Annotated in this window: 10 protein-coding genes and 1 pseudogene; 4 read left to right on the plus strand and 7 right to left on the minus strand. The window is 64.3% G+C overall.

What is annotated here, in order from left to right; all coding sequences use genetic code 11:
* Nucleotides 1-89: 89 nt before the first annotated feature.
* Nucleotides 90-911, plus strand: a complete 822-nt coding sequence (locus AACQ95_RS04650) for a Cof-type HAD-IIB family hydrolase (protein ID WP_241280746.1) — start codon at nucleotides 90-92, stop codon at nucleotides 909-911.
* A gap of 48 nt (nucleotides 912-959) precedes the next feature.
* Here AACQ95_RS04650 and AACQ95_RS04655 read toward each other — a convergent pair whose 3' ends face one another.
* The gene (locus AACQ95_RS04655) at nucleotides 960-1523 is read right to left on the minus strand and encodes a DUF2799 domain-containing protein (protein ID WP_241280747.1); all 564 of its coding nucleotides are present in this window, start codon (nucleotides 1521-1523) and stop codon (nucleotides 960-962) included.
* A 205-nt stretch (nucleotides 1524-1728) separates the two neighbouring features.
* Between AACQ95_RS04655 and AACQ95_RS04660 the strand changes: the two genes are divergently transcribed.
* Together AACQ95_RS04660 and AACQ95_RS04665 are read left to right on the plus strand one after the other, a co-directional pair.
* Complete coding sequence (locus AACQ95_RS04660) at nucleotides 1729-2568, plus strand: isopenicillin N synthase family dioxygenase (RefSeq protein ID WP_241280748.1); 840 nt, start codon at nucleotides 1729-1731, stop codon at nucleotides 2566-2568.
* Between the two features lie 213 nt (nucleotides 2569-2781).
* Nucleotides 2782-4095, plus strand: coding sequence for a sodium-dependent transporter (locus AACQ95_RS04665; protein ID WP_241280749.1), 1314 nt, complete (start codon nucleotides 2782-2784; stop codon nucleotides 4093-4095).
* Between the two features lie 140 nt (nucleotides 4096-4235).
* Here AACQ95_RS04665 and AACQ95_RS04670 read toward each other — a convergent pair whose 3' ends face one another.
* A complete protein-coding gene (locus tag AACQ95_RS04670) occupies nucleotides 4236-4952 on the minus strand; it encodes a substrate-binding periplasmic protein (protein ID WP_241280751.1) in 717 nt (238 codons plus the stop codon).
* Nucleotides 4953-5431: 479 nt separating this feature from the next.
* On the opposite strand from AACQ95_RS04670, the gene AACQ95_RS04675 reads away from it, so the two are divergent.
* Nucleotides 5432-6745, plus strand: coding sequence for a sodium-dependent transporter (locus tag AACQ95_RS04675; RefSeq protein WP_043557400.1), 1314 nt, complete (start codon nucleotides 5432-5434; stop codon nucleotides 6743-6745).
* Nucleotides 6746-6794: 49 nt separating this feature from the next.
* On the opposite strand, the gene AACQ95_RS04680 is transcribed toward AACQ95_RS04675, so the two are convergent.
* From AACQ95_RS04680 to AACQ95_RS04700, 5 genes and pseudogenes are all read right to left on the minus strand, one after another.
* Nucleotides 6795-8420 (minus strand): hypothetical protein, encoded by a 1626-nt coding sequence (locus tag AACQ95_RS04680; protein WP_241280752.1) that lies wholly within the window; start codon nucleotides 8418-8420, stop codon nucleotides 6795-6797.
* A 111-nt stretch (nucleotides 8421-8531) separates the two neighbouring features.
* The gene (locus AACQ95_RS04685; protein WP_098982387.1) at nucleotides 8532-9257 is read right to left on the minus strand and encodes a DUF3142 domain-containing protein; all 726 of its coding nucleotides are present in this window, start codon (nucleotides 9255-9257) and stop codon (nucleotides 8532-8534) included.
* Nucleotides 9227-11287, minus strand: coding sequence for a hypothetical protein (locus AACQ95_RS04690; protein WP_241280754.1), 2061 nt, complete (start codon nucleotides 11285-11287; stop codon nucleotides 9227-9229). The genes AACQ95_RS04685 and AACQ95_RS04690 overlap by 31 nt, the downstream gene beginning before the upstream one ends.
* 97 nt (nucleotides 11288-11384) lie before the next feature.
* A pseudogene (locus AACQ95_RS04695) lies at nucleotides 11385-11848 on the minus strand (hypothetical protein).
* Nucleotides 11849-11901: 53 nt separating this feature from the next.
* Nucleotides 11902-13278 carry an aminotransferase-like domain-containing protein gene (locus AACQ95_RS04700; protein WP_241280755.1) on the minus strand — a complete coding sequence of 459 codons (1377 nt, stop codon included), beginning with the start codon at nucleotides 13276-13278 and terminating at the stop codon, nucleotides 11902-11904.
* Nucleotides 13279-13307 lie beyond the last annotated feature (29 nt).

Here is a 13307-nt window from a genome sequence, read left to right on the forward strand (position 1 = left end):
GGCCGCATCTCCTGTCGCAGGGCTTGCATCCTGCCGGCGGGTTTGGGACGGTATGGCTCTTTGTATTCGTGTCCGATGTTGGAGGTGATATGAGTAGTTACCAGGCTATTGCGTTAGATATGGACGGTACCCTGCTGACCCGGGATCACAAGATCTCGTCCGCCACCCGGGCCGCGCTGGCCCAGGCGCGGGCCCACGGCATCAAGGTGCTGCTGGTGACGGGGCGCCACTTCATGACGGCCCGTCCCTTCCATCACGAGCTGGCCCTCGATACCCCCATCATCTGCAGCAACGGTGCCTACCTCTATGATCCGGCGCAGGAGAGGATCCTGGCGGGAGATCCGCTGGCGGTGGCCCCGCTCACCGAGCTGTTGGCTCAGGTCGAGGCGCAGCAGATGGGCGCCCTGTTCCACCTGAGCGAAGGGATCGGCTATATCGGCTGTGAGGATCACATCACCCGGATGCGCCACTGGTCGGCCAATCAGCCGGATCATCTCAAGATCTCCCTGCTGCCTGCGGACGATCTGGCAAGCTGGCTGAAAAATCCGATCTGGAAGCTGGAGCTGTTCAACCAGGATCCCGCCCGCCTGCATCAGTTCATGGGGGAGGTGGTCGAGGCCATGCCCTTTACCCGTGACTGGGCGGCGCCCTATGCGGTGGAGCTGGTGCAACCCGGTTGCAGCAAGGGCAACCGGCTGGCCCGCTGGGCCCAGAGCGAGGGGATAGCGATGGAAAACGTGGTGGCCTTTGGTGACAACAACAACGACATCAGCATGTTCGAACAGGTAGGGCTGGCGGTCGCCATGGGCAATGCAGCCACCCATGTCCAGGCTCATGCCGACCTGGTGACCGCCGATCACAACGAAGACGGCATAGCGCTGGCGTTGCAGCGCTGGGTGCTGCCGTCGTAAAGGTCCAGCCGGGCCCGGCGCGGTGAACTGCGGCCGAGCCCGCTTGCATTAATTACCGAAGGAGAACTGGATCACCCGGTCCGGGAAACGGATCCGGTTGTAGTCGCGGCGCAGCCCCTCGTAATGGCGGATGGCGCGCTCGCGCTGGGCCCGGTAGTAGTCGCGCTGCTTGCTGTCGTTCTCGTTGCGGATCTGCCGCTCCAGTGTCTCGATGTCGCGCTCTGTCCGCTCCATGTCGCTCTTGAGGTCGCTGAGCTGTTTCTCCACCAGATATTCCTGGCGGCCGCGATCGTACTGGGTGAGGAAGCTGGCATCGTTGGGGCAGACCCCCAGATACTCGGCGCCTGACTTGCCCTTGCTATAGGCGAGTTCGGGAATGCAGTAGAGCTCCAGCCCCTTGGCATAGCCCCGCTTCCACTCGGCTTCATCCACCTTGAGGCCGTATTCGCCACAGGTCGACACATAGTCACGGGTCGCCTGACGGGTCTTGCCCTGCTCCCCATCCTGATAGCCCAGGTTGTACCAGCTCATGGCGCGGCACTCCTCTTCCGACAGCGAGCTGCAACCGGCGAGCAGAAAAGGCAGGGTCAGCAACAGGATCTTGGGGGACATAAACGGGCTCCGGCATGGATGATGGGGGCATTCTAGTGAGGATGCAGGGTCAGGACAAGGGATGAGCGCGGGTCTTGGCTGGCGCCGTTTTCTGACGTTTTTGTCACTATTGGCGACGGGCCGGGGCGGGAGGGGCGGCTCACTTTCCTTGTGGTCATGGGCGAGGTAAACTGCGCCATCTTTTAACTGGCGCGTAACAAAAATAATGAAAGTCCTGACCGTCGATTACCGCTCGCCCGATGCGGCGCAGCGCTTCACCGAATCCCTGCGTACCACCGGCTTTGGCGTGCTGACCCACCACCCCATCCCGAAAGAGCTGGTGCAGTCCATCTATGACAACTGGTATCGCTTCTTCATGAGCGAGCAGAAGCAGGATTTCCTGTTCAATCGCGAGACTCAGGATGGCTACTTCCCGCCGTCGGTGTCCGAGGTGGCCAAGGGTCACAGCCAGAAGGACATCAAGGAGTATTTCCATCTCTACCCCTGGGGCCAGATGCCGGAAGAGTTGAAAGAGCAGGCGATGGAGTATTATCGCCTCGCCAACAACCTGGCCGCCGAGCTGCTGGGCTGGGTGGAGCAGTACACCCCGAGTGACATCGCCGCTCACTACAGCTGCCCGCTCTCCTCCATGATCGAAGAGAGCCAGAAGACCCTGCTGCGGGTGTTGCACTATCCGCCGTTCGATGGCACAGAGGCGCCGGGTGCCATCCGCGCCGCCGCCCATGAAGACATCAACCTGCTGACCATACTGCCTGCCGCCAACGAGCCGGGCCTGCAGGTGAAGGGATCCGACGGGGAGTGGATGGACGTGCCGTGCGATTTTGGCACCCTGATCATCAACATCGGCGACATGCTGCAGGAGGCCTCCCACGGTTATTACCCCTCCACCACCCACAGGGTCATCAACCCGACCGGTGGCAGCGCCGCCAAGTCCCGCATCTCACTGCCGCTGTTCCTCCATCCGCGGCCGGACGTAGTGCTCTCCGAGCGTCATACCGCCCACAGCTACCTGATGGAGCGGCTGCGGGAGCTGGGGGTGATCTAGTCCCCGCCGCAGGCCCACCACCATATAAAACCGGAGCAAATGCGCTCCGGTTTTTATTTGTTGGCACGATAGTGCGTTAAATAGAGTTTAATTAGGTAATGATGCCAATAAATCGTTTTTTAACCCGATAAGCGGCGTTGTGATTGCGTGGCCATGACCGTACTCTGAGCGCCATTTCGGGCCCAGGTGGTGGGCACCTGTATTGGAGTTCTTATGAAGCAGTCCCAATGGTCATCCCGGCTCGGTTATATCCTGGCCGCCGCAGGCTCCGCCGTCGGTCTCGGCGCTATCTGGAAGTTCCCCTATGTGACGGCTGCCAACGGTGGCGGTGCCTTCCTGCTGGTGTTTTTGCTGTTCAGTTTCACCCTAGGGGTGGCCGTACTGATGGGGGAGACTCTGCTCGGCAGCCTGAGCCGGCGCGGGGTGGTGGGGGCCTTTGGCGAACTGATGGGCAAGCGCTGGCGCTGGGTCGGGGCCATGGGCCTGCTCTGCAGCCTGCTCATCTTCAGCTTCTACAGCGTGGTGGGTGGCTGGACTCTGGGTTACACCGGCATGGCGCTGGCGGGTAGCCTGCAACACGGCGATGGCGCCGCACTCACCGCCCGCTTCAACGATTACGTCGGCGATCCGTTCTGGCCTGTGCTGACCCATCTGCTGTTCGCCGGGCTTACCTGGTGGTTCGTGCAGGGCGGCGTGCAGAAAGGGGTGGAGCGCACCCTGCGCTGGATGATGCCGGCCCTGTTCATCATGATCCTGCTGCTGGTGGCCTTCGGTCTCACCCTGCCCAATGCCATGGCCGGGGTGCGCCACTTCCTGATGCCGGACTTCAGCAAGCTCGGCATGTCCGGGGTACTCGATGCCATGGGGCTGGCCTTCTTCTCCCTCTCCATCGGGCTCGGTATTCACACCACCTATGGCGCCTACCTGCCTTCCAGTGACGGCGTGGGCCGTTCCAGCTTCTGGGTGGTGTTGCTGGCGAGCCTGATCGCCGTGCTGGCGGGCTTGATGATTTTCCCGGTGCTGGCGGCGACCGGTATCGATCCTGCCGCAGGCCCGGGTCTCACTTTCATGACCATGCCGGCCGTGTTCCAGCAATTGCCGTTCGGTCAGGGGCTGGCGGTGATCTTCTTCTCCCTGCTGGTGGTGGCGGCACTCTCGTCGGCCATTTCGTTGCTGGAGCATCTGCAGTGCTTTATCTGCGAGAGCTTTGGCTGGTCGCGTCGCGCGGCCTGTGGCCTCATTACTCTGCTGGTAATGGTGAACGGCATTCCCGTCAGCCTGTCGTTCGGCCCCTGGGCGAATGTGACCCTGTTTGGCAAGAACATCTTCGAGCTGCTGGATTTTGTCACCTCCAACCTGATGATGCCCATGTTCGGGCTGGCGCTCACCCTGTTGCTGGGCTGGAAACTGGGTCAGCAGGCGCTGCCCCGTGGATTGGCACAACACTGGCGCACCCTGGTGATGGGCTGCTGGCGCTGGCTGGCCCCCTTGCTGATCGGCGGCATCCTGGTGCGGGGATTGGTGTAACTAGGGTTGGCGATCGCTGGCTGGCACCGCTGCGGCTCAGTGGGGGCCTGGTGCGGGGGTTGGTGTAACTAGGGTTGGCGATCGCTGGCTGGCACCGCTGCGGATCAGTGGGGCCTGGTGCGGGGGCTGGTGTAAAGGATTCAGGGTTGAGCGGGCGGCTGCGCCTGTCCATCTCTGGCTCTGACCTTGTCGATGGCGGCCTGCCAGCGGGCGATCACGGCGTCATCCTCGCTTTTGGAGAAGGCGATGTAGAGCCAGGACTCGTGCAGCAGCACTTCTGAGCTCACCACGCTGCGCGGGGATAAGCCCATCTGGTCCAGAGTGGCGCTCATGATCAGATCGCCCATCGGAAAGGCATCTATCTTGCCGAGCACCAGCCGCTCGACGGCCTCCTCGACCGTCTTGTAGCGCACCAGATTGGCATAGCCCTCATGGGTCAGTCGCTCGTCATCGGCACTGCCGAGCAGGACGCCGACCCGCTCCAGCGTGCGCAACTGGGCCAGGTCGGTCAGCGGCTGGCTGCCCCTGGCCTGGTAGATCAGCACCCGGTTCAGAAACAGCGGCCCCACCCACTTGAACTGGGCTTCCCGCTGGGGCGTGCGCAGTACCACGAACATGGCAAAGCCCGGCTCGGCCCGGGTCAGGGCCAGCGCCCGCTTCAAGGGATAGATCTTGATGGGGTAGTTGACCCCCATCTCCTGCTGGGCTTCCCGCACCAGCCGAACGGCCAGCCCGCCGAGCTGGCCATCACGGGACTGGGTGAAGGGGGGCAGCTCATGGCTGAGCAGGGTCAGGGCGGGTTGCGCCGACAGGGTCAGGCTGCCCAGCAGTAGCAAGGGGAGAAGCGTCCATTTCATGCGGTATCCGGTCCGGTGCGTCACGTCTGTGCATCCATGCTGATCAGGGGCACTGGCCTGCCCGCAACGCGGGGGAGGGGCGTGTTGCCCCCTGTTTCGGCGGCTCATGTGCCCACAAAGGCTAAGACTATTATCGTTCAATGGATTGGCCGAGCGAGGCGCGGTGCGTATTTTTCCTGCATGGAGAGCGGGCTGCGCCGATTTTTCAGCCAGATTGAAAAATTTTTATCAACTATGTGTCAATTTTTCTTTCCATGGTTTAGGCTGTGGCTCCTTTTTGGCGTTCAGGTCACTCCATCCATGTCACCCATTTTCGCGCTGTCCGGCCGATTTTTTAGCTCGCAAGAGAGGTGACCTTGCACGCGCAGTTTGTCTGAATGTTCATTGCAAAGGTCGCCACTAGGCGGCCTTTTTTGTTGTTACGTATTGTGTTGTCAGCCATGGAGTATCGATTCGATGTTGTCTTCCCCGGAGGTTGTATGAGCCAGGTTCAGTGGTCTTCCCGTCTCGGTCATGTGTTGGCGGCGGCCGGCACGGCCATCGGCCTCGGCGCCATCTGGAAGTTTCCCTATGTGACGGCCACCAATGGCGGCGGCGCCTTCCTGCTGGTGTTCCTGTTGTTCAGCTTCACCCTGGGGGTGGCCGTGCTGGTGGGTGAGACCCTGCTCGGCAGCCGCAGCCAGCGCGGGGTGCTCGGCGCCTTCAACAAGCTGGTGGGGCCTAACTGGCGCTGGATGGGCTACATGGGAATACTGTGCGGCTTCTTCATCTACAGCTTCTACAGCGTGGTCGGCGGCTGGACCGTGGGCTATGCGGCGCTGGCTGTGGCGGGCAAGCTCAACCTGAGCGAGGGTTCGGCGCTGACCGCCCTGTTCAACGGCTATGTCAGTGACCCCTGGTGGCCGGTGCTGACCCATCTGGTGTTTGCCGGGCTGACCTGGTGGTTCGTGCAGGGCGGCATTCAGAAGGGAGTGGAGCGGGCGCTGCGCTGGATGATGCCGGCCCTCTTCATCATGATGCTGCTGCTGGTGGCGGTGGGGCTCTCCATGCCCGGCTCCATGGCCGGGGTGCGTCAATTGCTGCTGCCGGACTTCTCCATGCTGACCGGCCAGAGCGTGCTGGATGCGCTGGGGCTGGCCTTCTTCTCCCTCTCCATCGGCCTGGGGGTGCACACCACCTATGGCGCCTACCTGCCGAGCAGCGAGGGGGTGCTGCGCTCCGGGGTCTGGGTGGTGACGCTGGCGAGCCTCATCTCTGTGCTGGCGGGGCTGATGATCTTCCCGGCGCTGGCGTCCACGGGTATTGACCCGACTGCCGGGCCAGGGCTCACCTTCATGACTATGCCCGCCGTGTTCAGCCATCTGCCGTTTGGTCAGGGGCTGGGGGTGGTGTTCTTCCTGTTGCTGCTGGTGGCGGCGCTCTCCTCCTCCATCTCCATGCTGGAGCATCTGGTGCGCTTTACCACGGAGGAGTGGGGCTGGTCCCGCCGTGGCGCCTGCCGGGTGCTGACCTTGCTGATCATGGCCTCCGGCATCCCGGTCAGCCTGTCATTCGGTCCCTGGAGCGAGCTGACCCTGTTTGGCAAGACGATTTTCGATCTGCTCGACTACCTCACCTCCAACCTGATGATGCCGCTGTTCGGTCTGGTGCTGACTCTGCTGCTGGGCTGGCGACTGGGAGACAGCATATTGCCCGCCGGCCTCTCCCCGCTGCTGCGCTTCGGCCTGCTCTGGTGCTGGCGCCTGGTGGCGCCGCTGCTGATCGCCGGTATCCTGGTGCGGGGACTGTTGTAAGCCGGGCTCTGCCTCGGCATCTGATAGCAAAGCCCGACCTGTGCCGGGCTCAGTTGGGGGGCGTGGTGGGCAATCTGGGGTTCAGGTGTGACCTGATGTGCAGCAGTGTTTTCTGGTACGCCGCCGCATGGTGCTCCATGAAGGAGGCGCTGTGGGTCAGACGCCGCTCCAGCCGGTCGACCAGCAGCGCCACCTTGGGGGCCGGCATGCCGGCGGGCCAGCACAGTTGCAGCAACTCCAGCAGTTGCCAGGCATCGCCGGGCAGCGCCGGAAACTCCTCCTGCAGGGTCAGGGCGTACTGTACGGCGAGCTGATGCTGGGCGGCCACTGTCGCTCTCTGCCGCTCCTGGCGCAGATAGGTCAGCCGCTGTTCACGGCGCTCCAGCTGTTGCATCTGGTCTGTGACCACCTGCTTGAACAGCTGCTGGAGCAGGGGGGACGGTGCCACCCTGGCCTGATACTGGCTGAGCTGCGCCAGGTAGCGCTGGGCGTGGTGGGGCAGGCCGCAGAACTGGCTGACGGCAAAACCGAGCAGCTGGTTGAGGTGATTGTCCCGCGCCGTCTCCGGCGGGTGTCTTGCCAGCAGCACCAGGGCCTCGTCGAAGCGGTAATCCAGGCTCAGCATCAGGGCCTGCAGCAAGGCATCCTCATGGGCGCGCAGGGTCACGGCCTGACTGAGGTACTGATACTCCTGCTGCAACGCGCTGATCCGGGCTGCCGTCGGGTAGTGCCAGATCACCGCCAGGCTGGCGTTCAGAATGAAATTCTCGATGGATATCCGGAACTTGTGTTCGGAAAAGAAGCGCAGGCTGAGAGCGTTGGCCTGTTCGAGCGCCTTCCCTTCGTCTTTGAGCAGCAGGGCCAAGAGGATGGCGGCCTGGCGCCACTCGGGCTGCCAGGGTTGCTTGTGCAGCAACTGGTTGAGCACCTCCCAGGCGGATTCCCACTGTGACTCGTGCAGCAGGCAGGCCAGCATCAGCTCCAGCTGTATGCTGGGTGGCAGCCGCTCCTGATTGCGGGCCAGATCCTTGCGCGCGCTGTCCAGCTTGTTCAATCCCAGCAGTGAGTGGATCAGGCCCTTGCGTGGCCACCAGGTGTCGTATTCCGTGGTACACATGGCATAGTGCTGGGTGGCGTGGAAGTGATCCTGCTGCTGCAGCAACATGTAGCCCTTGACCCTGTCCAGCAGCGGGCCCAGCTCCTTGTGCTTCTGTTGCTGGTAGAGCAGGTCTTCACACAGGGCGCAGCCGATATGCCACTCCCTCAGCTTCATCGGGGCGGGCAGGGGGCGGGTCAGCCCGGTCAGCAGCACCAGATCGCGCAGGCAGAGCGTCAGCTGCTCTGCGGTGAACGGCATGGGCAGGTGCAGCGGGAAGTAGAGATCCGAGGGGGGATACTGGAGCAGATCATGATCCTCATCCAGCAACAACAGCACGCAGCCCGGTTCGAGCAAGCCCAGATAGTGCGCCTCCTGCAGCAGGCGGATCCCTTCGCGAGCCTGATGGCGATACTGGCGGCAGATGACGGCATCGAACGACTGCTGACGCAGCAGGGTGGGCAGGGTGGTGAGCTCTTTGCAGTGGATCAGTTGGGATGGCGCAATACCGTGCTCATTCAACCCCTTGGAGAGGGCCGAGCTGAGCATGGCATCGTCTTCGATCAACAGGATCTGCATCCTTGGCGCTCCTTTGCGGGATCACAGTACGAGGAAGTATGGCACGCAACCGGATTCAAAAAGAGCTAATGTTATCGCCCAGCCACGAGCCCGGGTCAATCCCTCCTCCGGTCAAGATAGTGGAGGATTGATGAGAAAGACCACAACCCCCCCATAGGCGGGGGTCTGCGCCAATCTCGTTTCCCAGGCGGGATCCCACTCTCCCCCCTGGGCCAGTCCCAGCTTGAACGGCAGGGTCAGCCGGTGCAGTGCCTGCAGATAGCGGGCGTAGCCGGGTTCCGTCCTGCGACCCCGATAAGTCTGTACCACCATCTCGTCGATCACCCCGGCCAGCGCGTTCAGCTCCCCTATGTCGCCGGTACGGGTCCAGTCCAGCAGGCCAGTGATGCTGATGGCGTAGCGGGCGGGCAGCTGGCGTCGCAGCTGGCGCAGGAACTGGCCATAATCGTCCAGCCGGTGGGTACGGGCATCGAAATCTATCTGGATGCCGCGTACCTCATTGCCCTTTCGCTGCCAGGCTGCCAGCTGGTTTTCGAGGTTCTGCAGCAGTCTGGCATCCCAGTCGAGCCGCTCCACCCGATAGGCGAGCCACAGCTCGCCGACGGGCAGCTTGCTCGGCGCTATGCCCTGCCCCTGAAAACGCAGGGGCAGGGCCGAGTCCAGGGGGCCTATCTCGCCCTGATGCAGATAGAGCCGCTCGGCCTGTTGCAGCACGGGCTGGGGTCTGACCCCGGCCCACAGCCAGAACTGCCGATATTGGCTCGCTTCGACGGCCGCCCCGGCATCCGTGCCGAGCAGGGCCAGCATCACCAGTAATATTTGAGCTGCTTTGCCCACTGGCTGGTCCCGTGTTGCTGCTTGAGGGTATTGAACCAGGCCTTGCGCTGGTTGACGGACACCTGCTGACTGCCACAGCCGTTGCTGCCGCTCGGGGCGTAGCAGTTGATGGCGCGATAGAGGGCGTAGGCCTTCTCTTCCCTGGCGGCCTTGGGATTGGCAATGACCCTCTGATACCAGTCGAGGCGACTGCTCCGCTTGCCGGCAAACAGATCCGGACTGCCCGCCAGGGTATCGGCCCCGGGGCGTGACAGCAGGGGATCCCAGTCCAGCCCCTGCGCCAGGAAGAACTCGCCCAGGCAGTTGAGCGCCTTGGGCGACCTGGGATTGTCGGCCAGGGTGGTGACCACCGAGGTCAGTGCCGGGCACTGGTAATCCTGGCTGCCTTGCCAGTCGAACGGCGCCGTGGCGGGGCTGCCCGCCAGATCCTGCAGGAAGCCCCGGTAGTCGCCATGGGTCAGCTGTTTGTAGCTCAGGGCATGGCTGGCGCGCTGGCGCAGGGTGTCGGAGGCCTGTTCATCCTGGGCCATGCGGCGCAGCAGAGGTGCCGGTGCCACATATTCCAGCAGCGGAATGCGGTAGTGATCGCTCCTGATGGGGCTCTCCTTGGCGAAGATCTGCTCCAGCTGACCGGCCCGTTCCAGCGTCATGGCCAGGGCCAGCTGCAACAGCTGATCCTGCAAGGGGGTTGGCTGGTTGGCGAGCAGGGCGCGCCACTGTTGTTCGGCGGCGGGCCACGCTTGCCGGGCTGCCAGCGCCATCCCCTTCAACACCTGCTGACTGAAGGCCAGGTTATCCAGAGGGCCTGCGCCGAGCGCGGGGGCGGCCGCCACCACGGCGTCATAGTCCTTGGCGAGGTAGTAACGCTCCGCCTGCTGCAGATAGGCGAGCCAGGCCGGGTTGCTGGCAAACTGGGAGGTCTGCTGCGTCAGCTCGGCGGCTTGCAGCGGCTGCCACTCATCCCAGCTGTCATGGATCCGCAGCCGGCGCAGATCCTGCACCAGGGTCAGCATGGGCATGACCGCCGAGCCGGTGAAGCCGGGCTGCATCAGTAGCTTGAGATCGATCTCGTTGACCAGATCCGGCGCGCTCTGCCGTTGGCTCGCCTGCAGATAGTGACTCGCCAGCAGCTCCTTGTCTCCCTTGAACCAGGCCAGCCGACGCAGCAGCCCGGTGGCGGAATCCAGATAGCGCCCCTTTGGGTAGCGGGCGCGGTAGTCGCTGATGAGCTGCTCGCTGCGCTGCACGGCGGCCTTGTCAATCTGGTTGCGATCCAGAGTGCCCCAGTCGTCGAAGGCGCTTTGCTGGGACAGGTTGAGGGCGACCCGGATCCGCATGTAATCGGCCGTCTCCTTCAGCCAGGGCTGGTCCTGCCCGGCGAGGGCGGCAAACAGGGCGTCGGCCTGCGCAAACTCCCCCTGATAGAAGTGCCGGCTGGCGGTCAGGTAGTTGGCGAAACCCTGGGCGGCGGGCGACAGCGGCGCTGGCTTGCTTTGGTCTTGAGCCGTGCCCTGATCCGCATCCTGCGGCTGACCGCACTGACCCAGCATGGCCAGCCGCTGACTTGCCAGCTGGCTGCGATCGCTGGCGGTGAGTGCCGGCGTCTGCGCCAGTGCCTGCAGGAAGGCTTCGGCCGAGACGGGATTGTTGCTGATGCAGCGCCCCTCGCTCCAGCCGGCGGCACGCTCCAGAGCTGCCTGGGTGGTGCTCTCCTCGATGCCGAGACCGGCGGCCAGTGCCAGCAGGGGATCCGGCCCGGCGGGCCCAGTGTCGCCGACGGCCGGGCTTATCAGCGCATCGACTGTGAAGGGCAGGGGCAGGGCCCCGTCGGGCAGTGAGAAGGCCTGCTCATCGGCCAGCAGCAGGGCCAGATTGGTGCGGGTGTCGTTATCTGGGGAGAGAAACGGCAGCCCGTTCAGATGGCACTGGGCGGCGGTCAGTTGCAGGGTGAGCGGCGTTTCGCAGCCATCCGGGCCGCAGGCCAGCACGGGCAGGCTGCACAGCGCCAGCCACAGGGGGGTCAGTTTCATGGGCGAGATCTCCGGCCAGGGGCAGGGGGAACGGGATGGGGGCAAGCTACAAGATGTGGCCAGCCCTTTCAACTGACCATAGGGGCTGGTACCTGGCTTACTGCAGACCCGGGCCTTTGGCGGAGAAGGGGCAGTCGTTCTGGCGGATCAGGCGGAAACCCTGGCCGTCGCGGCCCTGCCAGCTGAGGGCAAGCTGGCCGAGGCGACCCAGGTGACGCAGCTCGAATTCGTAACGCAGGCAGGGGTTGTCGATGGGCAGGGTCGTCATGCCATCCGGCAGCCGGTAGTGGTAATTGAGCAGCGGCCCATCCTGCAGCTGGCGCTGCACCGGCTGCAGGCCCCTTGCGTCTGGGCTGGGGTGGCCAGCATGCGGCGCAGGCTGAGCGGCGCGTCTATCGCCTTCTGGTAATGGAGGCCGTTCATGGCCGCCAGCTCCTCCTCCAGCCGCTGCAGCTCCCCTTCCAGCCCGGTCAGTGCCACGCCCAGCTGTTGATGGCTGGGTGAGGCGCAGCCCCCCAGCAGCAGGGTGACGGACAGCAGTGAGACGCGGGTCGGGTGCATGGGCTCTCCTTCGAGCGCGCGGATCTGGGCGTATTGGGTCAAACAGTGGCTGACTATAGCAGGGGATTGGGGGGCGGTGAGCCCCGCAGCAGCTGCGCCAGCCGCTCCAGCCCCTCGGCAACGCGGGCATCCGTGGCCGGTTGGCTCAGGCTCAGCCGTACCCCTTGCGGCGCGGCGAACTGGCCGGCGGCGAAGTGTTCCCCGCTCGCTACCCCGACGTCAAGGGCGTTGGCCGCCTCGGCGAACGCCTGGCTGCGCCAGGGCTCCGGCAGCGGCAGCCAGGCGTGCATGGATCCCGCCTGCCAGCGGGCTCCCGGCAGCAGGTGGCGCAGCAGCTCGCCGCGACGTGCCAGGATCTGCCGCTGCTGCTCGACCAATGGCATGATCTGGCGCTGGCTCACCAGTTTGCAGGCCAGCTCGATCAAGAGCGGGCTCACCATCCAGCTCGACAGTCGCATCGCCTGGGCGAAGGCGTTGCGCAGGGCGGGCGGCGCCAGCACGAAGCCGACCCGCAGGCCGCCGCAGGCGATCTTGGCCAGGCTGCCGAGATAGATGACCCGCTCCGGCGCCAGGTTGATCAGGGGCGCCACCGGGATACTGGGCAGCAGGCCGTTGACGTCATCCTCGATGATCAGCAGATCGTGGCGGCGGGCGATGGCGACGACGGCCTCGCGCCGCGCCTGGCTCATGATGGCGGTGGTGGGGTTTTGCAGCGTGGGGGTGAGGTAGAGCAGCTTGGCTCGCCGCGTGCGGCAGGCGGCCTCCAGCGCGGCGGGCAGCAACCCCTCCTCATCCATCGCCAGTCCCACCACCTGATTCTTCAGCTGGCGGGCATTGCCCAGCATGCCGGGGTAGCTGAGCCCTTCGCACAAAATGGTCTCTCCCACGCAACCGGTAGCCAGCAGGGAGAGCATGATGCCGTGCTGGGCGCCGTGGCTGAACAGCAGGCGCTCCTCGCTGCCGTGCACCCCCTGCTCGGCCAGCCAGTCGACGAAGAGCTGGCGCTGGCCGGGCTGGCCCGCCTCCTTGTCGTAGCCGAGCAGGGCATTGAGATCCCCGTCGGCCAGCTCCCCCAGCATGGGACGTATGATGGCGGCCCTGTCCAGCTGCACCGGCAGGTTCTGCCACAACTCGATGCGGTGCCCCTCCTCCTTGCGGATCACCCACTCGTTGGCCGGATCCATGCCCGCGCCCTTGACCCAGGTACCGTGCCCCACCTTGGCAGCCAGCAGGCCGCGTCGCTCCGCCTCCCCATAGGCGCGGGTGACTGTGCCGACCGTGACCCCCAGCCGATCCGCCAGCGCCCTGTGGGTAGGCAGCCGGGTCTGGGGCGGCAGGGTGCCATCGTGAATGGCCTGCTCTATGGCCTTCACCAGCTTGAGATAGAGGGGGCCGTCGAAGGGGGTGAGGTCTGGGGTCCAGATTGTCATGGTGACAATAAATCCATTGATCCAAATTT

The sequence above is a fragment of the Aeromonas sp. MR19 genome (assembly GCF_963899305.1).
GTDB lineage: Bacteria > Pseudomonadota > Gammaproteobacteria > Enterobacterales > Aeromonadaceae > Aeromonas > Aeromonas bestiarum.